The following is a 23595-nucleotide window of genomic DNA, read 5'->3' on the forward strand; positions in this document are numbered from 1 at the left end:
CCTGAGCACCATCGGAGAGCTGCAGCGTCTTCGGGTGGGACCAGAACCCGTCATCAATCTTGAACCAAGGAATCGGACTCACCTCCTTCCGTGTAGCGGTAGGTTCCGCGGCGGCGCGCGTTCGCACGGCGCCACCCAGCACGCTTCCGCTCCGTGCGCTCATCACCGCGGGGGTAGGCGCGGCGGAGGTTGGCTGAATTCGTGAGCTCGCGGAGGTGAGCGACGTTGACGCACCGCTTCACCTCACAGATGTGGTCGATGACGAGGCCTTCGGTGGGCCAGGTGCCGTGCTCGAGGAACCAGGCGACTCGGTGTGCGAGGTGCGCCTTCCCCTGGAACCAGACCACTCCGTAGCCTCGGCTGTTCGTTGCGGCGTCCCAGATGTGGCAACCGCGCTCGTCGCGGTGGAACTTCATGCTTGGCATCAGCTGCCACCTCCTTCCTCTGCCTGTCGGACGCCATCGGTGATGGCTTGCTTGATCTGCTTCTCCGTGAGCCCGTACTCGATCGCGTAGGAGCTGAACCGGTGGACGTCGCGGCCGACCATCTTCAGGTGGTCAATCGCGGCCTGCTGTCTGCTGTTCATGACGCCTCACCCCAGTCGAAGTCGAGGCCCTGCGCGTGGTCCTTGCGGATCCGCTTCTCGATGAGCGGCAGGTAGTCCGCCTCCCGCTCGATCGCGATGACGTCGAAGCCCTCGCGGAGGCACGCCTCGACGGTGGTGCCGGAGCCGGCGAGAGGCCGTAGGGCGGGTCTGTGCAGACCGCGTGGACACTCTCATCGGGAAGCTGCCTCAGCACATCGAGGCAGTCTGCGTTGTAGACCGTGACGGGTCCGTCTGCGTAGTAAGGAGCGATGGTCACGCTGCGACCTCCTGGATTGCTGCGACGAAGGGGTAGTCATCGAACTGCTTGCCGCCCGTACTGCCAGGCGGTCGGATGTGAACTGTCTGTCGCTGCTCGGACGGCGGCAGGTACGCGATGCGCTGCACATCGAGAGCGACGAGTGCGAGCAGGTCGAACGCGTCGTCGTCGTAGACTCGGCGGCCTCCTTTGCCTGCTCGGCGCACGTGCCACATGTAGGCCGGGATGTGCTCGGCGCGCTGCGGGATGCTGCGCTGCTTTCGCGTGGCCTTGACCTGTAGACGGATGAGGCGTCCGCCGAGGTCCACCGCAACGTCATAGGCGCAGTTCTGGTCGGCGAGGAACGCCCGGTGGCCTGACATGAGTAGCTCGGCGCAAACGAGGTGCTCAGCCGCAGTGCCGGCTGCCAGGTCAGTGACAACACCGACTCGTTCGGTGTTGTCCACGGTTTCTCCTTCCGGGGTGATGGTCTGCGGTGGGCGGAGTTCGAACGTGCTCACGTGTCCTCCTTTTCGATGGCCTTGCCGATGGCCGGATAAGCCTCGACCAGCAGCTGAGCGGCACGCACGTATGTGCCTGCTTCGTGCACGTTGTAGGTGCTCATCAGATGAGCAAGGGTGAGGACTGCGGCGTCCGGTTCGTCGTCAATACCAAGGTCAGGGCGCGTGGTCGTCCGGTACTGCAACTCGGCGTGGATGGCTTCGCGGATCTGACGCTTCAACAGCCCGAACACCTCGTCGCCATTGGGGTGACTGCTCTGACACTTGCGCTTGTGGCACTCGGGCAGAGCGAGAAACACTTCTGCTCGGGAGACGCCTGCCGAGTCGATTGCTGCGTCAATTCGACGCAGCTGCTCGTATGTGACGTCGTTCACGTGTCCTCCTCGAGGTGTGCGTAGTTCTTCAGCAGGTACCGTTTGGTGGTGTTGGCTTCTTGGCCGGCTATCCGGATCCGGACGCCGCCGTCGGGCGCGACGGAGCTCATGCGGCCACCTGACCGCTGACGTGTGCGAGCAGCTGACCGCCGATGAACTCGGTGTACGCCGGAGGAATCGCTTCGGACATCTGGTTCATAGTCATCCAGTCGATCCCCATCGCTTCTTGCGCCAGCGCCTTCTTGTCCATGCCGGGGAAGTCGACCGTCGAACCACGGAAGCCGTGCTTGGCGCTGCGGCATCGGACATGCCCGCCATAGACCCCGATGGTCGGCTTACGGTGGTCGTGCGTGCCGGGCACTAGCAGTGGGACGTTGGACTCGAACTGTCGGTGTCGCTGCAGCGTGAATCCGGCCGCGCCGAGGCCGAACATGGAACCGCAAAGGACGACTGCATCTTCGAGAGGGGCGCCGACGACGTTTTCGATGACCCATGGGGTGTCCAGCTGCTGCAGTAGCTTCCGAGTGGGCTCGATCAGCTTCGGCCGCGGCATCAGTCGTCTCCCCAGATCGCCGCGTGCACGGTGGTAGCCCATGCCGGCACCACCTGCGCAGCAGAAAAGGTCGAGGAGAGTTCCACCAGGGCGACGCGCTCGAGTACTTGGCTGAGCACGGACACGAGTTTGACGCCATCCACGCCAGTCCGCCCTGCCAGGCAATACAGCTCCATGAAGCACATGCCAGACGCTAAGCAGCATCCGGAGCTGGAGTCGCTGCACGTCGTCGATGCGCAACGTGATGGTGGTTGCGACGAAAATGGTGGGGTTACCGTGTCGGTGCGTGTTTCGATGGCGTTTTCGACGCGGTCGATGATGGTTTGCAGGGGCTCAAACGGCATGGTCGTGCACCTCTTCGATGAGTAGTTGCAGTCCGGATGGTTGGCCGGGCCGGTAAGTGATCACGGGCATGACCTTGTCCATCTCCCGGGGGGTGTCATCGGGAACGATGCCTGCGTCTACGAGTCCGTCGCACAACGCTTTGAGCGTCGGCACGACATTGTCGGCATCGCGACGTGTCGTTGTGCGAACGAACCATGTGAGGGTGACGCGCACCTTGTCGCAGCGGAGTACACCGGCGTTCTTCGCTGCGTAGAACGAAGCGGCTCTGACCTGTTTGGTCAGAGCCGCTTTCTTCGCCCAGTGCATGCGTTGATTCGCGTTGAGGGGCGGACGTTCGTACGGGAGGTCAAGAGCCCACTGCATCGCGCACCTCCCAATCGCGCGGGTCGTACTCGGTCCAGTGGATTCCCTCATCGGTCCGGTCCGACGCGAATCGGTCACCACAGTTGATGCAGCGCCATGGCCGCATCCGCTTTGGCTCGTCACTGTTCGGCATCGGCTTCCCCTGCCTGCACCGCTCGTCCGGCTGCTGCGATCTGCTCGAGTACGTCCTTGCCTGCACCTGCCGTTCGTGCTGCGGCGTGGAGTGCGCGGAGAGCGTCGAGGTCGGTGCCTGCCTGCTCGAGCTCGGCGATCCAGTTGCGAGGCGGCGTCGGTGCTGCCAGCGGTTCGACGTGCCACTGCTGAGTGCGACCCTCACCAGATGCTCGGATCGTGACGTCGCGCGGGCCATCGATGTGCGAAAGGTGGCTGATTCTGGTGCCACCCCGCTTCTCCCGGCCGTACATCACGTTCTCGTCCCGGTAGAGAGTGACTCGGCGGCCAACCCACTGCTTGCCGTCCTTACCCCAGCAGGCGGCGAGAACGTCAAGCATGCCCTTGCTAGGACGCCAGACTCGGTCGAAGTCGACAAGTCGGATCTCGACGACCACTTTCCGTTCGCGTTTGCCAAGGCGGGAACCGGTGTCGATGGTGAACGTGCGCGGCTCGACGAGTTCGATTGCGTCGAGTTGATCACTGTTGGGCGCGAGGGCTTCCGTTATGTCCATCAAATATCGCCCCCGTGACCCTTGATGTAGATGTCGAATGCGTCCGAACGGATCTTGCTGAGTGCCCGAGCAGCCTTCTGCGTGGAATCCGTAAGTTCATCGCACGCCGCCCGCCATCCTCGCTTGTAGGCATCAGCTAGAGCAGTCTGGTTTGGTTCGCCGGCCTCGGCCTGCGCAAGCCGTTCAGTCAGCGCCTCAATCTGCTTGTTGCGGGAGGTGAGAACCGACTGCAGGTGTTCAATGTGCTGCGCTGCTGCCTGCTTTGCGGGGATGGTGATGGTGACTTCTGCGTCTGATTCGGACATGGTCAGAACTCGATTCCGTGGAGTGGCCCGTACTCGTCCTCGTGCGCGTACACAGCCCACGCTGGGGGGCTGACGAGTTGCACGTTGGGGTCGTATCCGGGCCAGGTGTTGGTGGCGGTGCAGGTGGCGTACATCTCGAGGGCGCGGTGGACTTTCGCGGCGCCCATCTGCTGGTATTTGACGTCGAGCTCGTGGACGGCGACGAGGTGCGGCGCTTCCGATTCGACGACGATGAACCGGAACGGTCGTCGTGGTTCGCCGGCCTGTTCGAGTGCGTGGAGGTAGAACTCCTGCTGCACGTCGTACCCGTACGCGGCGACGGTGCGCATGAACCCGTCGACGGATGCGGTCTTCGCGGTCGTCTTCAGGTCGATGGCGACGTCGTCGTTGAGGCGGTCGAATCGTGCCCGCATCGGCGTGCCGGTGTCGGCGTCGGTGGCGAACACGGACGCTTCCGAGTGACCTGACTGCTCGAGCAGTGCCCGTGCGGTGGGGTGCGCGAGGACCGCTTCAGCCATCCCGTTGACTCGCGCGGCTTGTGCGGGTGCGATGGGCGTGAACCCGGCAGCGCGCTGCTCCTCCGCCCACGCAACCGTAGCGGCCTTCGTGCTGACCGCTCCGGATGCGGTGACGTGCTCGTCCGGGTACTCGACCGTGCCAGCACCGACACCGAGCACCTTCGTGTGCACGGCCGTCCCAACGTCGAACGTCTGCTTTCCGGCCTGCGGGTGGTCGCGGTCCCACCGGTACCGGGCGGGCGACTCGAGGAGCTTCCGCGCCTGCGTCGACGACAGGGCACTGTGCGCGTGGTACTCGGACTCGGGTAGTTCGAGATCGATGCGGCCGGTCATACGGTCACCGCCACGATGAACGCGACTCCTGCAAGAAGCCCCAGCACAACCGCCACCACAAGGTCGAAACCGGCGCTGACCGTCTGAGCGCGTGGGCGCGTCAAGAAGTGGGCGAATCCCAGAAACGCGATGACCCCCACCAGCGCCCACACGCCTGCAACCAGGCCGTTGGCCATGTCGAGGCTCCCGGCGCTCATCGCTGCACCGCCAGTCGTTCGGCGAGTGCGGCGGTGTGCGCCTTCCAGTACGCGGCGTACTCAGCGGTCCCGACCTCGTACGGGTTGCGGAGGAGGTCGGTGGTGTCGGCGGCGATGAGGTTCGCGGTGCGCTGCTCCTCGTACTGGGCGAGGGCGATGTGCGCGGCGGCGACGGCGGCGACGGCCTGTGGGTCGCGGGCGTAGACGGCGGTGTACTCGGCGTGGTCGGTGGATCCGAGGACGTCGGCGCGGACGAAGCTGAGGATGCGGCGTGCTTCGTCGGCGTGCTCGACGGCGGTTGAGGGTCTGGTCGTGGTGGTCACGGTGACTCCTTCAGGGGTCGGTGAGTTGTGCGCTTCCGGGATGGGTTGAAGCGCGGGAGAAGAGGGGGTGCGAGGGTCAGTCGCAGTCGGATACGAACTCGTGCTCGGCGGCGCGGGCGATGGCTTTGCCGTCCTGCTCGATGTGCCACGACCAGTAGTCGTGCTCCTCGTTGGTCGAACAGGCCGTGCAGGCGCAGAGGATGCCGTGGCCGGTCATCGCTTGCCGCGGTCCTGCCGGAGCCGCGCGCTCATGACCACGGAGGCGATCGACACTGGGATCGAGATCGCGAACCCCAGGGTCTCGGCGAGGCTCATGCGCCCACCTCGGCGATGATGATGTTCGCCGCGTCGACGCATTCCGGGCAGGTGGGGTGACGAATCGGGTCGCGGGTCGGCACCCATCGGTGGCCGCAGAGAGCCGTGAGCTCGAGCCCGAACACGCGCGCCTCAGTGATCCACGCCTCGGTGTTGTCCTTGTCGTCCGGGCAGTTGACGATGTGCGTCAGGGCTGACGTGTCCTGACCGACTGGGGCGACGGTCGCCTCGGTTGCGGTGCTCACTGCTCCTCCTCCGGGCTGTTGATGACGTTGTGGAGCCGCAGCAGTGCGGCGGTGAACAGGACGACGACAGCCCACGCGAGGGCAGCCCAGACGGCCGTGTACCGGTCGACGGCGGACGCGAACAGGGCAGCGACCATGGAGAGGGCGACGAGGGTCGCGACGGTTCTCACGACGCGCTCCCGACGATCAGGACCGTGCCGACGACCGCGAGAACAGCCGTCGGGACGATGAGGACCGCAGCCCAGAACCGGTCCGACGCGAGGTCTACGGGCGACTGCTGGCCGGTCACGACGACACCGCCGGCGGGGTCACGTCGCGGATCGTGGACGGGTCGATGTGGATGGCGGGGAAGTGCCGTCCCGTCGACAAGTCCACAACTGAGGTGACGGATGCGTTGGTCTTTGACAGCCGCCGCCAGACACCCTTCCCGTCCTTCGCCCAGAACAGCGTCCCCGGTGCCATATCCTCGATCCGGGGCGGCTCGACGGGTACTTCTACGGGAAACTCGGCCCGTTCGTCGAAGGGCAGATAGCCGACAGTCGGGGTCGGCTGCGAGAGCAGGGCGCGGAGCGCACGGCGCGCCTGCCCCACCGCGCAGGTGCAGTGCGCCGGGTGGCTGCCGGGGCAGTCTTCGGGGTGCCACGCGTTCTCGCCGAGGTCGCGTTCGATCTGCTCGATCAGCGACACGGGTACCTGCACGGTCGGCTGCTGGTCCTGCATGGCGGCGAGGAACGACTCCTGTTCCGCCTTCGTCAAGTTCATCGGCTGCGGAAGGCCGGTCGATTGCGGTTCGTGATCGGTCGTGCCAAGCGGTGAACGAGTAGGCACAGCCCATGCAGGGAACGATTCATCGGTCAGCGAGTCCAACCGGTAGGCCGAAGCCTCGTTCACCTCAGCGGCGAACCTGAACGCGTCGGCGATCGTGTAGGGGCCCTCGATGTCGTCGGGTCCGAGGATGTGCACGTACCACTGCTGCGGCTCGGTCATGCTTCCTCCTTGATCATGTCGAGACGGTCGAGACGTGACGGCCCAGGAACGGGGTCAACATCGACCAGATACGTGCGGATGAAACGGGTCAGCCATGCGGGCATGACTGCTCCCTTCTGTGAGATGAGATGAGATGAGGTGAGTGGGTTGTGCCCCCGCCGCGACTTGCACGCGGACGACCCTGAGAACGACTCGGGGGCTGGTGGTTAGGGCTCGACGAGCTGCACGTCGTCGCCGGCGTTGTTGACGTCCGGGAACATCTCGCTGGGCAGCTGCCAGTCGCCAATCTCTGGCCAGTTCCAAGCGGCAGACGGCGCCTGATCGAAAGCAGCCACGATTGCTGCCTCCTCGTCGTCGGCTTCCACCTGGATCACCGTCGATGCGGTTGTCACAAGCGTCACTGCGTACTGAGCCATGGAGTCCTCCTTGTATTTGCTCGTGCCCTGCCGCGGGGACGATCCGCGGTACGCCGTCCAGGGCTGTTGGCGGGTCACCGGGACATACCGGGCCATTCGCCATGTGGTTCGTGTCGTGGTCACGGGGCCTGTCCGGTACCTGCCCGCCGAAGCGGTCCCACCCGCCACCCGGTATTCCTGGGCGTCCTCGTGGGTCACGACACGTATGTTTTTGTGCGCCACAAACAGCGCCGACCGTGCGGCGCGCTTGCGGGAGATTGAGGCCGCCTCTTAGTGACGGCGTTTGCGAGAGTTCTCGCGGTGGCATGCCTTGCAGAATCGGAAGCCAGTAGAAGGGCCGCGACTCTTTCGGATACCGGTGTTCTCGACGTTCCACTCATGCCCGCGCGGGCAGGTGTTGATGCTTCGTCCGTCTGCCAACGCACGATCGTGCCGCCGGTGACACGAGACACACATGGGGCGATATCGCGTCTGGTCGGTGGTGAACCGCTTTCCCAGGTCGATGCGCTCGTTGGGGCATCCGCCCATGTATGCCCACTCCTGGGCCTGGTTGCCACACTTCACGCAGAGGTGCAGCGCGGCCGGGCCTCGGTCGTTCTTGAGTCGAAGGTGTGCCTGCGAGTAGGAGACCGTCTCCTGGTACTCGGCACGGCGGGGGCTCATGACGCCTGCTTGGTCGTGACCTTTGCGCTCTCGATGAACGCGTCGATCTCGGAGCGCTTGTAGAGGACCTTGCGCTCGGTGGGCTTGTAGTACGGGAAGCCCTTCTTCTCGTAGCGGAGCTTCTTGAGGTGCTCGAGGGCGTACCCGTACTCGTCGTGCACCTGCTCGGGCGTCATCCAGTCGGTCATGTCACGCCGCCGGCTCGAGAGCGACGACGAGGTGCTCGACGTCGGTGTTGAGCGACCGGGCGATGGAGGACAGCTCCGAGAGAGTGAACTGCTCGGGTGCTCCGTAGATCCGGCGCCGCAGGGTCTTGTACGAGATTCCGGATGCCTCCGAGAGCCACGCAACGCTGCGGCCTTCGACCTTCCGGTAGTTCTCGATCCGATCCGCGACGCCTCGGGTGGTGTCTGCGTTGGTCATGTGACTAGCGTAGGTGGTCGTTTGACCAACCGCAAGGCCAAAATTTGGCCAATTTGGGCTATCCGTTTGGTCGTTCGGGGTATACAGTTCTGTCTGTGACCAACGACGACGACCTGCTGCAGGCTGCCATCATCGACCAGATCAACGCCGAGCTCGGCGCATCCGGCCTCTCGATGAAGGACTTCGCCAAGAAGCTCGGCCGCCCCTACGACTCGACCCGCAACTACCTCAAGAAGGAGCGGTCGATGCCCCTCGGCATCTTCATTGAGGCAGCCGCCGCTCTCGGTGTCGCACCTGACGAGATCATCGCGCGTGCCCGCCAGCGACTCGGCTAACGAGCGCCTCGAGCGGTTCGCCCGTGACGCGCGACTCCACGATGGCCTCCATCAGCGTGGACTCCGCAGTGAGCATATTGACAACCCCTCATTCGAACGTGTGTTCGAACGCTACCTGATGGCACTGACAGACGGGATCACATCATGGCAACGGTGACGCCCTACGAGACGGCGAAGGGTAAGCGGTACCGCGTTCGATACCGCAAGCCCGACGGATCGCAGACCGACAAGCGGGGATTCACGACGAAGCGCGAAGCGGAACTGTACGCAGCCACCGTCCGCGTGAAGAAGGCGTCCGGCGACTACATCGACCCGGCAGCTGGACGCGAAACGGTAGCGGCGCTCGGCGCTCGGTGGCTGGCGTCCCGTGCGCACCTCAAGGCCTCATCGCTTGCCGTGTACGAGTCTGCCTGGCGTTTGCATGTCGAGCCCCGTTGGGGCCGCGTCAACGTGGCCAGCATCGACCACTCCGACGTGCAGGATTGGATCATCGAGCTCGGCGCCGGCGACCCGCGTGCGAAGCCGAAGCCGATCAAGCCGAAGTCACCAGCCCTTGTTCGACGCTGCCACGACATCCTTGCCGGCATCCTCGACGTGGCCGTCAAGGACAAGAAGATCGGCACCAACCGCGCTCGAGGGGTCACGCTCCCCCGCAAGGTCAGCAAGGAGCATACGTATCTCAGCCACCAGGAGCTCGCGGCGCTTGTGAAGGCGGCAGGCGGCATCAACGGTCAGGTGGTTGCGGTGCTGGCGTACACGGGCCTCCGTTGGGGTGAGCTCTCCGCCCTCCGCGTGAAGGACGTCGATCGTATGAAACGGCGCCTGAGCATCGTGCAGAACGCCGTCTACGTGTCCGGGCAAGTAGTGGTGGGGACGCCGAAGACGCACCAGAAGCGGTCGGTCCCGTTCCCGGCGTTCCTCAGCCCCGTGTTCGACGCCGCGTGCCGCGGCAAGGCTGGGTCGGATCTCGTGTTCGTCGGCCCGGATCGGAGCTTCATGTTGACGCCGACGATGCGCGACGCTTCCTGGTGGGACCGCGCCCTAGCGGCTGCAAGCCTGTCGCCCACGATGACGATCCACGGGCTGCGCCATACTGCAGCGTCGCTAGCCATCAGCGCGGGAGCCAACGTCAAGGCTGTGCAGAAGATGCTCGGTCACGCATCGGCCGCGATGACGCTGGACACCTACGCGGACCTGTTCGATGACGACCTGAACTCGGTCGCCGATGCCCTTGATGCGGCGGCGGGACCGAATGTGGGCAGTTTGTGGGCAGAGCAGTCCTGAGAGCACGAAAAAAGCCCCCGCTTTGGCGGGGGCTTTTTGATTTCTGACCTGGGCTTTTGTAGCGAGGACGGGACTTGAACCCGTGACCCCACGATTATGAGTCGTGTGCTCTAACCAACTGAGCTACCCCGCCAGAGATCCGGAGCGGTAGCAGCTCCGGGTCGGAGCCCCGAGTCAGGATTGAACTGACGACCCCTTCCTTACCATGGAAGTGCTCTACCACTGAGCTATCGGGGCGAGTGCCGCTCGGCGGCACCAGATGAGAGTAGCAGACTCGCGACGGTGGTCAGGAACCGGACGAGACGCCCGGGCGTGCCGCCGCTCCCCCGCTAGCTCGCGTTGGCCTTGAGCCACGCCAGCGGGTCCACGGGGACGCCGTCGACGTGGATCTCGAGGTGCAGGTGCGGTCCCGTGGAGTTGCCGGTGGAGCCGACCTGGCCGAGCACGTCGCCGACCTCGACCTCCTGCCCCTTGACCACCGTGAAGGTGTTGTCCTTCATGTGGCCGTAGACGCTGACGAACCGCTTGCCGTCGACGTCGTGCTGCACCCAGACGTCGTTGCCGAAGCCGCCGTCGTGCGCCTGCACCTTGATGACGGTGCCCGCCGCGACGGACCGGATCGGGGTGCCCTCGCCGGGCGCGAAGTCGATGCCCATGTGGTTCGTGGAGCAGAACGAGCAGCCGGCGACCTGGCGCCCGCCGAAGCCCGAGGTGATCGGCACGCCGGTCAGGAACGGCCACTGGATCGCGCCGCCGGGGTCGTTCGAGAACGCCGACGAGTCGACGTTCTTGTACTGGGTCGTCGCCGACACCGAGTACTGGTCGCGTGTGGTCTCGGCTGCCGCGGTGCTGCCGCCGACGCTGAGCGTCTGCGCTGCGCGGGCCGGGGTGCGCTCGGTGGTCGTGTCGCCGTTCGCGACCCAGAGCGCCTGCGCGGGCAGCGAGGTCGAGACGACGAGGCCCGCCGCGAACAGGAGCGCACCGACGGCCGTGACCCGCGAGGCGTTCCGACGGAAGGACGTCCCACGTGCCGCCGACTGCGCGACCGGGGTCGTGCGCGCGGGAGCCGTGCCACGACGACGTTCCGGCGCGGGGGCCGTGGTGCGGGCAGCGCGTCGACCCGCGGGGACCTGCCCGAGGACACGGCGGGGGCCGGCGTCGGTCGCGGACCGGCGCTCCGGCGAGGTCCGGCCCTCGGGCGAGGCCGTGCGCTCGGGAGCGACGTGCTGCTCCGGCGCGGGCACGGGCGACGTGGGGGCCGGCGGCGTGACCGCCCCGACCACGGGCTCCGGCAGCACCGGCGACGCGGGCGCGAGGTCGACCGGGGACACCGGCGCGGCTGCTGCTCCCGGTGCGGCGGGGGCTCCCGGTGCGACGAGACGGTCGAACTCACCGGTGTCGAACGTGGTCCGACCGAACGCCGATGCGTCGAGACCGCCCTCGTCGGACGCCGCGGTCACCGGGACGGCGGCCGTCCGACGCTCGGCTTCGATGCGAGCGCGTCGGGTGAGGTGCACGACCGGCTCGGGGCCGGTGGTGGCGTCGGGACGGGTGGACGGCAGCGGAGCGTGGGGCATGCGGTTCGGTGGTGATCCTGATCGGGGCGCGAGGCGCTCGTTGGTAACGAGCCGGTAACGGGACCTGAGCACGCTAGCAGGGGCCGTCCCGCCTCGCCAGTCCGCTGCACGACCGTGCACGATCGTGCCCCGTGGCCACGGCGCGGCGCGGTCGGGTGCCGGGACGGGAGCGGGTCAGTCGCCGAGGACGTCCCGCTCCGCCCCGCGGACGAGCGACTCGAGCGCGTCGGCGATCGACGGCGCCGCGAACAGGAAGGAGCGGATCCCGCCGGCCTCCCAGATCCGCACGACCGCACCGGCCTCGGCCGCGACGACCGCGCCGGCGGCCATGTCCCACGGGTTGATGCCGCGTTCGTAGTAGGCGTCGACGGTGCCCGTACCGACCGCGCAGCAGTCGAGCGAGGCCGCTCCCCCGCGGCGGATGTCCCGGACCTCACCGATGAACCCGGCGAGCACGGCGACCTGCTCCCGGCGTCGGTCGGCCGTGTAGCCGAACCCGGTGGCGACGAGGGTCTCGGCCAGGGTCGGCGGGGCGGAGACGTGCAGCGGCACGCCGTCCCGGGTCGCCCCGGCGCCCGCAGCGGCACGGAACACGGTGCCGGTCGCGGGGACGACGACGACCCCGGCCACCGGCTCCCACGTGGCGGGGTCCGGGGCGCCGCGCACGACGCCGATGCTCACGCCGTACGCCTCGCTGCCGTAGAGGAAGTTGACCGTGCCGTCGATGGGGTCGACGACCCACGTGTAGCCCGAGGAGCCGGCTCCCGAGCCGGACTCCTCCCCGTGGAAGCCGTCGTCGGGACGGGCCTCGGCGATGCGGCGCCGGACGAGCTCCTCGACCTCGCGGTCGGCAGCCGTGACGACGTCCACGATGCTCGACTTGCGGTCGGCGACCTCGACCCCCGCGGCTCGGTGTCGCGCGGCGAGGGCGGCGGCTTCGAGGGCGATGGTCTCGGCGAGGTCGGCGAACCAGGACGGGGCGGGTGCTTCGGGCATGGGTCCATCCTCGCGGATGCGACACCGGATGCCCTCGCAGGTGCGCGGGAACGCAGGACCGACGCGCACGGTCGACCCGGCCCCGATCGGCACGACACGGCCCCGGGAAGGACGAACGCCCCAGGAACGACGAATGCCCCGGGAACGACGAACACCCCGTGAACGACGAATGCCCCGTCCGACGGACGAGGCACTCGATGTGGTGGCGAGTGAGGGATTCGAACCCCCGAAGGCTACGCCGGCTGATTTACAGTCAGATCCCTTTGGCCGCTTGGGTAACTCGCCATGTGCGCACCCGGCTCGTGTGATCACCAACCGAAGGCGCTCCAAGAGCATAGCGGATAGCGGAGGGTGGTCGTGACCACCGTCCGGGCGGCGACGAGCACGGTCCTTCCTGCACAGCGGGCCACAGGAGCCGCCTCCTCCACAGGCCCGCCACCGGGCCGAACCGGCCGACCCGCGCGCAGTTAGGCTGTCCGGCATGGCAGACAGTTCCTTCGACGTGGTGAGCAAGGTCGACAAGATGGAGGCGGAGAACGCCGTCAACCAGGCGGCCAAGGAGATCGAGCAGCGCTACGACTTCAAGGGCGCCGGCGCCTCGGTCGCGTTCAGCGGCGAGGACGTCCTCATCAAGGCGAACTCCGAGGAGCGCGCCAAGGCCGTCCTCGACGTGCTGCAGACCAAGGCGATCAAGCGCGACATCAGCCTCAAGAGCCTCGACGCGGGCGAGCCCTTCGCCTCGGGCAAGGAGTACCGCATCGAGGTGAAGTTCAAGAACGGCATCGAGCAGGACGTCGCCAAGAAGATCGGCGCCTTCCTCCGGGCCAACGCCGCGAAGAGCGTGAAGAGCCAGATCCAGGGAGACGAGCTCCGCGTCTCCTCGAAGAGCCGCGACGACCTGCAGAACACGATCCAGCTCCTCAAGGGTGAAGAGTTCGACGTGCCGCTGCAGTTCGTGAACTTCCGCTAGCGCCCCGCCCCGTGGAGCACTGGCTCGGCGTCGCACTCACGATCCTCCTGGTCCTGCTCGACATGGCGATCCGCGTCTTCTCGATCATCTACGTCCCGTACAACCGGAAGCCGCAGACCGCGACCGCGTGGCTGCTCGCGATCTTCCTCATCCCCTACATCGGCTTCATCGTCTTCCTGGTGATCGGGTCGACGAAGCTGCCGCGGGCACGGCGTGAGAAGCAGACCGAGATCAACGCGTACATCCTCGAGCAGACCGAGGGCATCGAGCGTGTCCGCCGGGACCACCCGTGGCCGCCGTGGCTCGAGAGCATCACGAAGCTCAACCGCGAGCTCGGGTCGATGCCCCTCGTCGGCGGCAACTCCGCGGAGCTCTACCCGGACTCGTACGAGTCCGTCCAGGAGATGACCCGCGCGATCGACCAGGCGCGTCGCTTCGTGCACGTCGAGTTCTACATCGCGACGATCGACGACACGACCCGCCCGTACTTCGAGGCCCTCGCCCGTGCGCAGGCCCGCGGCGTGACGGTCCGGTTCCTGCTCGACCACTGGGCGAGCCGCGGCTACCCGGGCTACAAGGAGACGCTGGCCTTCCTCGACGAGGCCGGCATCGAGTGGCACCTGATGCTGCCCCTCCAGCCGCTCCAGGGGAAGTTCCAGCGGCCCGACCTCCGCAACCACCGCAAGATCATGGTGATCGACGGCTCGGTCGCGTTCACCGGCTCGCAGAACCTGATCGATCCGTCGTACGACCTGAAGTCGCACATCGAACGCGGGATGGTCTACAAGGACCTGTTCGCCCGGTTCGAGGGTCCCGTGGTCGCCGGACTCAACGCCCTGTTCGTCACCGACTGGTACAGCGAGACCGACGAGCTCCTGCTCCGGGAGAGCGACCCCGTGCACCGGGCCGACCGCGACGACGCGCTGGACTGCCAGGTCGTGCCGTCGGGCCCCGGCTTCGACGGCGAGAACAACCTGCGCCTGTTCAACGCGCTGCTCTACGCCGCCCAGGACAAGGTGTCGATCACGTCGCCGTACTTCGTGCCGGACGACTCGATGCTGTACGCCATCACGACGACCGCCCAGCGCGGCGTCGCGGTCGAGCTGTTCGTCGGCGAGATGGGCGACCACGCGATGACCTGGCACGCCCAGCGCTCCTACTACGAGGAGCTGCTCCGCGCCGGGGTCCGCATCTGGCTGTACCGGGCACCGACGATCCTGCACGCGAAGCACTTCACGATCGACGACGACGTGTCGGTGATCGGGTCGAGCAACATGGACATGCGCTCGTTCAGCCTCAACCTCGAGGTGTCGGTCATGGTCCGCGGGCGCACGTTCGTCGATGCCCTGCGCAGGGTGCAGGACGCCTACAAGGAGGCCTCGTTCGAGCTCACGCTCGACGCGTGGCTCGAACGACCGCGCCGGTCGCAGGTGCTCGACAACGTCGCGCGGCTCACCGCCGCCCTGCAGTAGCCCCGTTCGGGAGGCGCGCCCCGCGTCCGCCCCGCTGCTCGGCGGGGTGCACGGGGCCGGCACGGCAGCGGGCGGCGGACCGTCCGTTCGACGGTCCGCATGGCGGCGACCCGGCCCGGCCCGCGACCACCCGGGTCACCGCCCGGCGGGCACCAACCCGGTCAGGCGCGTCCCGGTCCGGCACGCGACCACCCGGGTCACCGCCCGGCGGGCACCAACCCGGTCAGGCGCGCGACCAGGCGTTCCAGCGGACCGCGCCCGAGGAACGCCCGCCACACCACGGCGACGAGCACCGAGCCGATCGCGAACAGCGCCCACGCCGTCCCCGACGCGGGCAGTTCCCCGAGGGCCGCGATGACCACGAGGTGCCCGGCGTACACCGTGAGCGGCATCGACCCGACCGCCGCCAGCGGGTACGCGACCCGGGACACCGCCCGCCCGCGCCCGTCGACCAGGAGCGTGCAGAGCGCGATCACGGCCACGGCGACGCCCGCCGTGCCGACCACGTCGACCGTCGACGAGGAGTGGTCCCGCGGCGAGAGGAACAGCTGCGCGACCAGCCCCGCCGGCGTGGTGTCCTCCGGCAGGAACGGCAGGCCCGCGAAGCCGGAGAGCGCGGCCTCGTCCGGTACCGGTGCGAGGAGACCGCCGACCACGTAGGCCGTGACGGCGGCCAGCGTGCCGGACGCGAGGAGCGCGACCTGGGTGCGCCGCGCCTCCAGTCCGGCCCTGGCGACCGCGAGACCGACGAGCACGTACGCCAGGAAGGTGACCACGGGGTACACCAGGCCGAGCTGGATCCCGAACATGTCGGCGTCGGCGGAGAGCGGGACGACCGCGAGCGCAGCGAGCGGGGAGACGAGGGCGCACACCGCCGCGACGACGACGAGCCAGCGGGCACGGAGTCGCAGCACCGGGACCACGAGCAGGAACAGCGCCCCGTACGTCGGCAGGATCACGTACACCGGCGTGTCCAGTGCCATGAGGAGCAGTCCGATCGCGACGACCACGCCCGCCCGGACGGCGAGCCGCGCCCGCACCCGACCGATCGCGGGCGGACCGGGCGGGCGCGTCCGACCGCTCGTGAGCCCCACCGACACCCCGGCGAGCACCGCGAAGAGCGCCGCCGACCGGCCGTTCACGACCGCCGACCACGTCGCCGGGTCGCCCCAGTCGACCCCCTCGCCGACACCGCCGACGTGCGCGGCCATCATCCCGAGGAGGGCGAGCGCCCGCGCGACGTCGACACCCTGCAGACGCCCGGGCGCGACGAGCACACCCCGCATCGCGGCGGGCGGTGCGGGGTGTGCGGCGGTCATCGCGGTGCGTCGGCTCAGCTCGCCGGGGCGTCCGCGCGGCGGAGGGAGACGTCGACCATCTCGTCGCGCGGGACCACCTTGATGCGCTCCCGCCCCTCGGCGGCACCGAGGGCGATCTCGTGCTGGTCGAGGGCGTGCCAGCCGTCGAGGTCGGTGAACGCGACGCCGCGCGCACGGAGGAGGGCCGGGACCGCCTCCGGGGACGGGTCGGCTGGGGTCCACCAGGAGGCCTGGTCGTTCACGATGTGCTGCACGGTCTCCATCGCGTCGGACTTCGTGTGGCCGATGAGGCCGACCGGGCCGCGCTTGATCCACCCCGTCGCGTAGACGCCGGGCAGCTGCGAGCCGTCCTCGCCGAGGACCTGGCCCTCGTGGTTCGGGATCACGCCGTAGCGCTCGTCGAACGGCACCCCGGGCAGCGGCGAACCGAAGTACCCCACGGCGCGGTAGACGGCCTGCACGGGGACCTCGCGGACCTCGCCGGTGCCCTCGACGCCGCCCTGGCCGTCCGGACGGGTGCGCTCGTAGCGCAGGGCGGCGACGTGGCCGTCCTCCCCCACGATCTCGAGCGGCTTCGCGTAGAAGTGCAGGTGCAGTCGACGGCTCGCCTGACCGACCTCGCGGCCGCGCCACGACTCGAGCACGCGGTTCATCACCATGACCTGCTTGTTCGTCTGGATCGCGGTGCGGGACGCCTCGTCGTGGTCGAAGTCCTCGTCGTACACGACCATGTCGACGTCGCGGAGCTCGCCGAGCTCGCGGAGCTCGAGCGGCGTGAACTTCACCTGCGCCGGGCCGCGACGGCCGAACACGTGCACGTCGGTGACCGGGCTCGCCTTGAGGCCCTCGTACACGTTCGCGGGGATCTCGGTGGGCAGCAGGTCGTCGGCGTGCTTGGCGAGGATGCGGGACACGTCGAGTGCGACGTTGCCGTTGCCGATCACCGCGACGCTCTCGGCGTCGAGCGGCCAGGTGCGCGGCACGTCCGGGTGGCCGTCGAACCAGCTGACGAAGTCCGCGGCGCCGTGCGAGCCCTCGAGCTCGACACCGGGCACGTCGAGGTCGGCGTCCTTGATCGCGCCGGTCGAGAACAGCACCGCGTGGTAGTGCTGCTTGAGGTCGTCGAGGGTGATGTCCTCGCCGAAGCGCACGTTGCCGAACAGCCGCACGACTCCGCGGTCGAGCACGTCACGCAGCGCGTTGACGATGCCCTTGATCCGCGGGTGGTCCGGCGCGACGCCGTACCGCACCAGCCCGTACGGCGCGGGGAGCTGCTCGAACAGGTCGATCGACACGTCGTAGCCGTGGGCTTCGCGCAGGAGGATGTCGGCCGCGTAGATCCCGGCCGGGCCGGCGCCGACGATGGCGAGTCGGAGGGTGGGCACTGATGTCTCCAGTTCGTTCGGCCGGGATCGTCCCGGCGGACTGTCCGAGGGTACGTGCTGGCGGGTGGGTGCCGGCGGCTGCGTGTCGTGGACCTCGCCCGGCGGGTGGACCCGCGCCCGGTGGGGTCGTCAGCGGCTGCGGTCGACGACCGTCTCGGCGAAGCGGGTGAGCGCACGCTTGACCGTGCCGTCGGGCAGCGGGGCGAGGGCCTCGACCGCTTCCTCCGCCCAGCGCACCGCGACGGACCGGGTCGCGGTCGTCGCCTGGTGCTCACGGAGCGCGGCGACCGCCGACTGGTACGGCGCGGACTGCACGGCCTCGTCCGGGGCGTCCTTCACGTCCCGGTCGATCCGCTCGAGCAGGGAGGCGGCATCGACGTCGGACACGGCGAGGCGGCGCAGCTGCAGCAGCGGCAGCGTGTCGACGCCGGCGCGCAGGTCGTTGCCGGCGATCTTGCCGGTCTTGTCGGTCGCCGGGGCGAGGTCGATGACGTCGTCGACGAGCTGGAACGCGACGCCGACCTTCTCGCCGAACGTCCCGACGGCGTCGAGGTAGGCGCGGTCGGCGCCCGAGAACATGACACCCGCGCGCGCGGCGGTCGCGATCAGCGAGCCGGTCTTGTCGCTGAGCACCTGGATGTAGTGCTCGACGGGGTCGTCCTCCGGCTGCGGGCCGGTCGTCTCGTGCAGCTGGCCCATGCAGAGCCGCTGGAAGGTCTCGGCCTGCATCCGGATGCCCTCTGCGCCGAGGTCGGCGGTGATGAGGCTGGCCCGGGCGAACAGCAGGTCACCGGTCAGGATCGCGACGTTGTTGCCGTAGGTCACGTGCGCGGCCGGGACCCCGCGGCGCACCGGTGCCTCGTCCATGACGTCGTCGTGGTACAGCGACGCCAGGTGGGTCGTCTCGATGCTCACCGCGGCCTTCACCACGGCGTCCGTGACGCCCTGGCCGAGCTGCGCGATGAGGAGCGTGAGGGTCGGCCGGATGCGCTTGCCGCCGGCGGACAGCAGGTAGCGGCTGGTCGTGTCGGCGAGGGTGTCGGTCGACCGCATGGCGACCTCGAGGCCCTCCTCGACGAGCTCGAGCCCGTCGTCGACCGAGGCGATGAAGCGCCGGTCGGCGGGGCTGGCGAACAGGCGTTCGCCGATCCCCAACGACTTGCGGAGACTCGGTGCGCGACGTGCGACCGGGACGCTCGGGTTCAAGTGCTGCTCCGTGTTCGAAGGGTGGGGGCCGTCAGGCGCCGGACGGCTCGGAGCCCGAGGACGTCGTGCCGGTCTGGTCGAGGCCGGGCTGCTCACCCGTGTGCTGGTGGGCACGGCGGGCCTTGGCGCGACGGGCCGCCGACTCGCGGACGGTCCCGGCGACGGGCTTGCGGCCGCGGTGCAGCGCGACGATGCCGGCGGTCAGGTTGCGGTGGGCCACCATCGTGAAGCCGACGCCGCGGAGCCACTGGCTGAGGACCTGCTGGTCGGGCCAGGCCTCGATGGACTCGGCGAGGTAACGGTAGGCCGCCGGGTTGCTGCTGGAGAGCCGGGCGATGCCCGGGAGCACGCGCTTGAGGTACGCGCCGTAGCCGAGGCGCAGCAGCGCCATCGGCGGGGTCGAGAACTCGCAGATGACGACACGGCCGCCGGGCTTGAGCACCCGGAGCATCTCGCCGATCGCCTGCATCGGGTCGTTCACGTTGCGCAGCCCGAACGAGATCGTGACCGCGTCGAACGTGTCGTCGTCGAAGGGCAGGTGCTCGGCGTCGCCCTCGACGAAGGTGATCTCGGGGTGCCGCTCCCGCCCGACCGCGATCATGCCCGCGGACAGGTCGAGGGCCGTGACCTCCGCGCCCTTCTTGGCGAGCACCGCGGCACTCGTGCCCGTGCCCGCGGCGATGTCGAGGATGCGCTCCCCCGGTTGCGGGTCGATCGCGCGGACCGTCGCGACACGCCACAGCGGGGCGTTGCCCGCCGAGAGGATGTCGTTCGTGAGGTCGTACTTCGCGGCGACGTCGTCGAACATTGCCGCCACTTCGTCCGGCTGCTTGCTCAGGTCCGCTCTGCTCACCGCACCATCCTAGAGGTCGCGGCCGAGGGTGTCCCGGACGCACGCGCCGGTCCGTGCGCCCGTGGGCGGCGGGGCGGCCGACCCCGGTCCGCGCCGGGCCCGGCGGGGCGCCCGGCCCCGGTCCGCGCCGGGCCCGGCGGGGCGCCCGGCCCCGGTCTGCGCCGGGCCCGGCGGGGCGCCCGGCCCCGGTCTGCGCCGGGCCCGGCGGGGCGCCCGGCCCGTGCGCGCGTACGATCGATCCGTGCCCCGAACCACCACGGCGACCCCCGCGCTCACGGTCTCGACCAGGATCCTGGACGACCCGGGCGACGTCCTCCGGCACACCCTGCGCGACGCGCCCCTCGCCTTCGTCCGCGGCGGCGACGGCATCGTCGGGATCGGCGAGGCACACCGGTGGACCTTCAGCGGCCCGGACCGGATGCGGCAGGCGTCGGCGGCCTGGCGCGAGCTGGTCGCAGCCGCCACGGTCGACGACCCCGTGCAGCTCCGCGGCAGCGGTCTGGTCGCGTTCGGGTCCTTCGCGTTCGCCGACGACTCGGCCGAGCAGAGCGTCCTCGTGGTCCCCCGCGTGGTGATCGGCCGACGCCGGGGAAAGGCCTGGCTGACCGCCGTCGACACGACACCCGACCCCGCTCCCCTGACCTTCTCGCGCACCTCGGTCCCGGTGCCCGTCGTCGGCGGGCACGTCTCCGTCGCGTTCGGTCCGGGCGCCGTCGACGAGGACGCCTACGCCGCCGCGGTCGCCGACGCCGTCCGACGCATCACCGCGGGCGACGCCGACAAGGTCGTGCTCGCGCGGGACCTCGTCGGCACGCTGCCGCCGGACGCCGACCTGCGTGCCGTGCTGCTCGACCTCGCCGCGGCCTACCCGCAGTGCGTCACCTTCGCCGTGGACGGTCTCGTCGGGGCCACCCCGGAGACCCTGGCCAGGACCGACGGCACCGAGCTGTCCGCACGGGTCCTCGCCGGCAGTGCGGCGCGCGGCGACGACCCCGTGTCCGACCGTGCCGCCGCCGAGGCCCTCGCGGCGAGTGCGAAGGACGTCGAGGAGCACGGCTTCGCGATCGCCAGCCTGCTCGAGGCGCTCCGACCGATCGCCTCCGACCTCCGAGCCGACCCGGAACCGTTCCGGCTGCAGCTGCCGAACCTCTGGCACCTCGCCACCGACGTGCGCGCGACGCTCCCGCCCGGGACGACCTCGCTCGACGTCGCCGACGCCCTGCACCCCACCGCCGCGGTCGCCGGCACGCCGACCGACGTCGCCGTGCGCCTGGTCGCCGAACTCGAGGGCGTCGACCGCGGTCGCTACGCCGGCCCGGTCGGCTGGATGGGGGCGAGCGGCGACGGCGAGTGGATGCTCGCACTGCGGAGCGCGCAGGTCTCCGCCGACGGGACCGTCCGGGCCTGGGCCGGGGCGGGCATCGTCGCCGGGTCCGACCCGGCGCGGGAGGTCGCCGAGACGGCGCTGAAGTTCCGCCCGATCCGCGACGCGCTGGCCTGACGAACGGGCCGGACCCGCCGGCCGGGCGCGCCGACCCGACGCACGCGCCGGACACACCGGACGCACCGGACGCACCGGACACGCCCACCCGGCGCACGGGCCAGGCGCACCGGCCCGGCGCACCGCCCCGACGCGCGGGCCCGGCGTACCGCCCCGGCGCCCGGGCCGCGGCCTCACTCGGCCAGCGGCACCTCGACCACGAGTCGCTCCGCCGGGTCGGTGAGCACGGCCTCCAGGTCACCCCACGTCTCGACGCGGCGGTACTCCCACCCGAGCCCGGTCACGACGCGCTCGACGTCGACGTGCTGCGGCGTGGTCATCATCCGGCGCATGTCCTCGTCGGGCGTGGTCTCCGCCACCTCGAGCCCGCGGAAGATCGCGCCGCCGTCGTCGTTGCCGACCACCACCTGCACGCGGTGCGTCTCCTCCTCGGTCCCGGTGACGAGCGCGCCGAGGTCGTGCAGGAACGTCAGGTCGCCGACGAGCACGCGCGTGGTGCCGATCAGCCCCGTCGAGCCCTCGAGCGCGGCGGCGATCCCGAGGGCCGTGGACACGGTGCCGTCGATCCCGGCGAGGCCGCGGTTCGCGTGGACGCGCAGCTTCTTGCCGGCGACGTGCGCGTCGGCGACGCGGATGAGCTGCGAGGCGCCGAGCACGAGCCGGTCGTGCGGCCAGGTCGCGCCCCACACCGCGTCGACGAGCATCGTCCGGTCGACGGGGCGACGGCGCAGCGCGACCTCGTCGCGCAGGTACCGGTTCCGCTCGCCGCGGTCGGTCGACCGCTTGGCGTCGAGGTCCGGACCTGCGTCGCCGTCACCGAGGAGCGCGCGGCTCGTCGCGACCCAGCGCCCCACCCACGCACGGTGCGCGGCCGTGGTGCGGCCCGTCACGCGGACGTCGGACACGACGGTGGTCACCGCGGTCGACCGGGAGGCGCGGCGCGGGTCGTACGGGTCGGCCGCCGGTCCGCGGACCACGACCGTCTCGACGTCGTCGCGCTGCAGGAGCGCGGGCACCTCACGGCTCAGGGTCGGGTGGCCCACCACGACCGCGCGGCGGACCGCGCCGCCGAACGCGGGGTCACGGAGCAGGTCTCGGTAGGCCACGACGAGGTTGCGGCCGAACCGGGCACCGCTGGACACCTCGGCGAGCAGCGGCGCACCGAGTTCCCAGGCGATCCGTTCGGCGTCCGCACCGGCGTCGTGTCCGGCGATGACGACGGTGCCCGGCTCGGCGTCCGGCTCGAGCTCGGCCACCGGCAACCCGGTGTGGGCGCGACGCCGGGCGTGGTCGAGGTCGACCTCGTCCTCGGGCACGGCCTCGACGTCCTCCGCAGCCAGGCCCGCGGAGAGCGGTTCCCGGAAGGCGACGTTGAGCTGTACGGGGCCCGGCTGCCCGGTGTGCCCGGCCGCGACCGCGACGGCCTCGCGGGCGAGTGCGCGGACCGTGGCGACGTCGACGCTGCCCGAGCTCGGGGCCTGCACGTCGCGGACGTGGTCGACCGCCGGGCCGAACAGCCCCGGCTGCACGGTGGTCTGGTTGCTGCCGATGCCGCGGAGCTCCTCGGGCCGGTCGGCGCTGAGCACGACCATCGGGACCCCGGAGTGGTGCGCCTCGAGCACGGCCGGGTGGAGGTTCGCGACCGCGGTGCCGGAGGTCGTGACGACCGCGGCGGGGCGACCGGTCTCGACGGCCAGGCCGAGCGCGAAGAACCCCGCGGTGCGCTCGTCGAGCCGGACGTGCACGGTGGTCCCACCGGCACGTTCGAGGGCGACCGCGGCGAGGGCGAGGGCCTGCGACCGGGAGCCGGGACTGACCACGACGTCGGTCACGCCGGCGCGCGTCAGCTCGCGCAGGAGCGCCAGCGCGAAGTCGGTCGACGGGCTGCCCGATCCGGGCGGGCCGTCAGCGATCGGAGGGGCCGTCGTCGTCTCGTTCGTGGAACTGGTCCTCGAGGTCTCGGAGGGTGGCGTCGTCCTGGTCCTTGTCGGTGCGGGGCGGCTCGGTGCCGCGGGGGCCGCCGAGGAAGTCCGGGTCGTCTTCGGGACCACGGTACCGGGGTCCCGGTCCGCGGTTCGCCGGTGCGCGCCCGAGCAGGAACCACAGCAGGCCGCCCAGCACGGGGAGCACGAGGACGAGCATGATCCACCACCCGCGGCGGAGGGACCGGATGCGGTCGCGCGGCATGGTCGCGCAGTCGATGACCGCGTAGACCGTGAAGGCCACGGCGGCGACGACGACGACCAACCACAGACGGACCATCCCCGGATTCTAGGAGTCGCGCCTGG

Annotated in this window: 33 protein-coding genes and 3 tRNA genes; 5 read left to right on the plus strand and 31 right to left on the minus strand. The window is 69.6% G+C overall.

The genetic code is table 11. The features are described 5' to 3' along the window. Positions 1-53: 53 nt before the first annotated feature. The 20 genes from QOL16_RS11965 to QOL16_RS12060 form a co-directional block, all read right to left on the minus strand. Positions 54-425, minus strand: a complete 372-nt coding sequence (locus QOL16_RS11965) for an HNH endonuclease signature motif containing protein (RefSeq protein WP_071284718.1) — start codon at positions 423-425, stop codon at positions 54-56. Continuing rightward, complete coding sequence (locus QOL16_RS11970; protein WP_175473089.1) at positions 425-586, minus strand: hypothetical protein; 162 nt, start codon at positions 584-586, stop codon at positions 425-427. The genes QOL16_RS11965 and QOL16_RS11970 overlap by 1 nt, the downstream gene beginning before the upstream one ends. A 273-nt stretch (positions 587-859) precedes the next feature. Further along, a complete protein-coding gene (locus QOL16_RS11975) occupies positions 860-1363 on the minus strand; it encodes a hypothetical protein (RefSeq protein WP_071284717.1) in 504 nt (167 codons plus the stop codon). Further along, positions 1360-1737 (minus strand): hypothetical protein, encoded by a 378-nt coding sequence (locus QOL16_RS11980; protein WP_139266411.1) that lies wholly within the window; start codon positions 1735-1737, stop codon positions 1360-1362. The genes QOL16_RS11975 and QOL16_RS11980 overlap by 4 nt, the downstream gene beginning before the upstream one ends. Before the next feature lie 106 nt (positions 1738-1843). Next, positions 1844-2290: a hypothetical protein gene (locus tag QOL16_RS11985; RefSeq protein ID WP_071284715.1), complete on the minus strand. Its 447-nt coding sequence runs from the start codon at positions 2288-2290 to the stop codon at positions 1844-1846. Further along, a complete protein-coding gene (locus QOL16_RS11990) occupies positions 2290-2634 on the minus strand; it encodes a hypothetical protein (RefSeq protein ID WP_175473088.1) in 345 nt (114 codons plus the stop codon). The genes QOL16_RS11985 and QOL16_RS11990 overlap by 1 nt, the downstream gene beginning before the upstream one ends. After that, positions 2624-2941, minus strand: a complete 318-nt coding sequence (locus QOL16_RS11995) for a hypothetical protein (protein WP_175473087.1) — start codon at positions 2939-2941, stop codon at positions 2624-2626. Before QOL16_RS11995 ends, QOL16_RS11990 begins: the two co-directional genes overlap by 11 nt. A gap of 176 nt (positions 2942-3117) precedes the next feature. Then, complete coding sequence (locus tag QOL16_RS12000) at positions 3118-3684, minus strand: hypothetical protein (protein ID WP_139266410.1); 567 nt, start codon at positions 3682-3684, stop codon at positions 3118-3120. Continuing rightward, positions 3684-3989 carry a hypothetical protein gene (locus tag QOL16_RS12005; RefSeq protein WP_139266409.1) on the minus strand — a complete coding sequence of 102 codons (306 nt, stop codon included), beginning with the start codon at positions 3987-3989 and terminating at the stop codon, positions 3684-3686. The genes QOL16_RS12000 and QOL16_RS12005 overlap by 1 nt, the downstream gene beginning before the upstream one ends. A gap of 2 nt (positions 3990-3991) precedes the next feature. After that, complete coding sequence (locus tag QOL16_RS12010; protein ID WP_071284711.1) at positions 3992-4840, minus strand: PD-(D/E)XK nuclease-like domain-containing protein; 849 nt, start codon at positions 4838-4840, stop codon at positions 3992-3994. Then, the gene (locus QOL16_RS12015; protein WP_139266408.1) at positions 4837-5016 is read right to left on the minus strand and encodes a hypothetical protein; all 180 of its coding nucleotides are present in this window, start codon (positions 5014-5016) and stop codon (positions 4837-4839) included. Before QOL16_RS12015 ends, QOL16_RS12010 begins: the two co-directional genes overlap by 4 nt. Positions 5017-5033: 17 nt before the next feature. After that, entirely contained in the window at positions 5034-5360 is a 327-nt protein-coding gene (locus QOL16_RS12020) for a hypothetical protein (protein ID WP_071284709.1), read from the minus strand. 76 nt (positions 5361-5436) lie between these two features. Next, the gene (locus QOL16_RS12025; protein ID WP_175473086.1) at positions 5437-5577 is read right to left on the minus strand and encodes a hypothetical protein; all 141 of its coding nucleotides are present in this window, start codon (positions 5575-5577) and stop codon (positions 5437-5439) included. Positions 5578-5671: 94 nt separating this feature from the next. Further along, on the minus strand, positions 5672-5920 hold the full coding sequence (locus QOL16_RS12030) for a DUF3039 domain-containing protein (RefSeq protein ID WP_071284708.1): 249 nt from the start codon (positions 5918-5920) through the stop codon (positions 5672-5674). Beyond that, complete coding sequence (locus QOL16_RS12035) at positions 5917-6090, minus strand: hypothetical protein (protein ID WP_175473085.1); 174 nt, start codon at positions 6088-6090, stop codon at positions 5917-5919. The genes QOL16_RS12030 and QOL16_RS12035 overlap by 4 nt, the downstream gene beginning before the upstream one ends. Beyond that, positions 6087-6209 (minus strand): hypothetical protein, encoded by a 123-nt coding sequence (locus tag QOL16_RS12040; protein WP_302847183.1) that lies wholly within the window; start codon positions 6207-6209, stop codon positions 6087-6089. The genes QOL16_RS12035 and QOL16_RS12040 overlap by 4 nt, the downstream gene beginning before the upstream one ends. Further along, on the minus strand, positions 6206-6907 hold the full coding sequence (locus QOL16_RS12045; RefSeq protein WP_071284707.1) for a hypothetical protein: 702 nt from the start codon (positions 6905-6907) through the stop codon (positions 6206-6208). Before QOL16_RS12045 ends, QOL16_RS12040 begins: the two co-directional genes overlap by 4 nt. A 206-nt stretch (positions 6908-7113) precedes the next feature. Then, positions 7114-7323: a hypothetical protein gene (locus QOL16_RS12050; protein WP_139266407.1), complete on the minus strand. Its 210-nt coding sequence runs from the start codon at positions 7321-7323 to the stop codon at positions 7114-7116. A gap of 659 nt (positions 7324-7982) precedes the next feature. Then, a complete protein-coding gene (locus QOL16_RS12055) occupies positions 7983-8174 on the minus strand; it encodes a helix-turn-helix domain-containing protein (protein WP_071284705.1) in 192 nt (63 codons plus the stop codon). Between the two features lies 1 nt (position 8175). Beyond that, positions 8176-8409, minus strand: a complete 234-nt coding sequence (locus QOL16_RS12060) for a helix-turn-helix transcriptional regulator (RefSeq protein WP_071284704.1) — start codon at positions 8407-8409, stop codon at positions 8176-8178. A gap of 95 nt (positions 8410-8504) precedes the next feature. Between QOL16_RS12060 and QOL16_RS12065 the strand changes: the two genes are divergently transcribed. Together QOL16_RS12065 and QOL16_RS12070 are read left to right on the plus strand one after the other, a co-directional pair. Beyond that, positions 8505-8744 (plus strand): helix-turn-helix transcriptional regulator, encoded by a 240-nt coding sequence (locus tag QOL16_RS12065; RefSeq protein WP_071284703.1) that lies wholly within the window; start codon positions 8505-8507, stop codon positions 8742-8744. 144 nt (positions 8745-8888) lie between these two features. Continuing rightward, positions 8889-10028 carry a tyrosine-type recombinase/integrase gene (locus QOL16_RS12070; protein ID WP_071284702.1) on the plus strand — a complete coding sequence of 380 codons (1140 nt, stop codon included), beginning with the start codon at positions 8889-8891 and terminating at the stop codon, positions 10026-10028. Between the two features lie 59 nt (positions 10029-10087). On the opposite strand, the gene QOL16_RS12075 is transcribed toward QOL16_RS12070, so the two are convergent. From QOL16_RS12075 to QOL16_RS12095, 5 genes are all read right to left on the minus strand, one after another. Then, positions 10088-10161, minus strand: a tRNA-Met gene (locus QOL16_RS12075). Positions 10162-10193: 32 nt separating this feature from the next. After that, positions 10194-10265, minus strand: a tRNA-Thr gene (locus QOL16_RS12080). 92 nt (positions 10266-10357) lie between these two features. Further along, entirely contained in the window at positions 10358-11605 is a 1248-nt protein-coding gene (locus tag QOL16_RS12085; RefSeq protein ID WP_071284701.1) for a M23 family metallopeptidase, read from the minus strand. A gap of 174 nt (positions 11606-11779) precedes the next feature. After that, on the minus strand, positions 11780-12601 hold the full coding sequence (locus tag QOL16_RS12090) for an inositol monophosphatase family protein (protein WP_071245767.1): 822 nt from the start codon (positions 12599-12601) through the stop codon (positions 11780-11782). Positions 12602-12801: 200 nt separating this feature from the next. After that, a tRNA-Tyr gene (locus QOL16_RS12095) sits at positions 12802-12886 on the minus strand. Between the two features lie 196 nt (positions 12887-13082). On the opposite strand from QOL16_RS12095, the gene QOL16_RS12100 reads away from it, so the two are divergent. Beyond that, positions 13083-13571, plus strand: a complete 489-nt coding sequence (locus QOL16_RS12100; RefSeq protein ID WP_065960788.1) for a YajQ family cyclic di-GMP-binding protein — start codon at positions 13083-13085, stop codon at positions 13569-13571. Positions 13572-13633: 62 nt separating this feature from the next. Further along, complete coding sequence (cls, locus tag QOL16_RS12105) at positions 13634-15043, plus strand: cardiolipin synthase (protein WP_071284769.1); 1410 nt, start codon at positions 13634-13636, stop codon at positions 15041-15043. Between the two features lie 197 nt (positions 15044-15240). Here the strand turns inward: cls and QOL16_RS12110 are convergent, their stop codons facing one another. The 4 genes from QOL16_RS12110 to QOL16_RS12125 all read right to left on the minus strand — a co-directional run bounded on the left by QOL16_RS12110 (position 15241) and on the right by QOL16_RS12125 (position 19806). Continuing rightward, entirely contained in the window at positions 15241-16362 is a 1122-nt protein-coding gene (locus tag QOL16_RS12110; protein ID WP_083395034.1) for a heparan-alpha-glucosaminide N-acetyltransferase domain-containing protein, read from the minus strand. A gap of 14 nt (positions 16363-16376) precedes the next feature. Next, on the minus strand, positions 16377-17747 hold the full coding sequence (locus QOL16_RS12115; RefSeq protein ID WP_065960784.1) for an FAD-dependent oxidoreductase: 1371 nt from the start codon (positions 17745-17747) through the stop codon (positions 16377-16379). A gap of 129 nt (positions 17748-17876) precedes the next feature. Then, positions 17877-18953: a polyprenyl synthetase family protein gene (locus QOL16_RS12120; protein WP_071245718.1), complete on the minus strand. Its 1077-nt coding sequence runs from the start codon at positions 18951-18953 to the stop codon at positions 17877-17879. A 31-nt stretch (positions 18954-18984) separates the two neighbouring features. Beyond that, a complete protein-coding gene (locus QOL16_RS12125; protein WP_071245716.1) occupies positions 18985-19806 on the minus strand; it encodes a demethylmenaquinone methyltransferase in 822 nt (273 codons plus the stop codon). Between the two features lie 241 nt (positions 19807-20047). Between QOL16_RS12125 and QOL16_RS12130 the strand changes: the two genes are divergently transcribed. Next, positions 20048-21307, plus strand: coding sequence for an isochorismate synthase MenF (locus QOL16_RS12130; RefSeq protein ID WP_065960777.1), 1260 nt, complete (start codon positions 20048-20050; stop codon positions 21305-21307). 173 nt (positions 21308-21480) lie between these two features. Here QOL16_RS12130 and menD read toward each other — a convergent pair whose 3' ends face one another. Together menD and QOL16_RS12140 are read right to left on the minus strand one after the other, a co-directional pair. After that, positions 21481-23220, minus strand: a complete 1740-nt coding sequence (menD, locus tag QOL16_RS12135; RefSeq protein WP_071285097.1) for a 2-succinyl-5-enolpyruvyl-6-hydroxy-3-cyclohexene-1-carboxylic-acid synthase — start codon at positions 23218-23220, stop codon at positions 21481-21483. Next, positions 23213-23569, minus strand: coding sequence for a PLDc N-terminal domain-containing protein (locus QOL16_RS12140; protein ID WP_071285086.1), 357 nt, complete (start codon positions 23567-23569; stop codon positions 23213-23215). Before QOL16_RS12140 ends, menD begins: the two co-directional genes overlap by 8 nt. Positions 23570-23595 lie beyond the last annotated feature (26 nt).

This window comes from Curtobacterium sp. MCBA15_004 (genome assembly GCF_001865055.2).
GTDB lineage: Bacteria > Actinomycetota > Actinomycetes > Actinomycetales > Microbacteriaceae > Curtobacterium.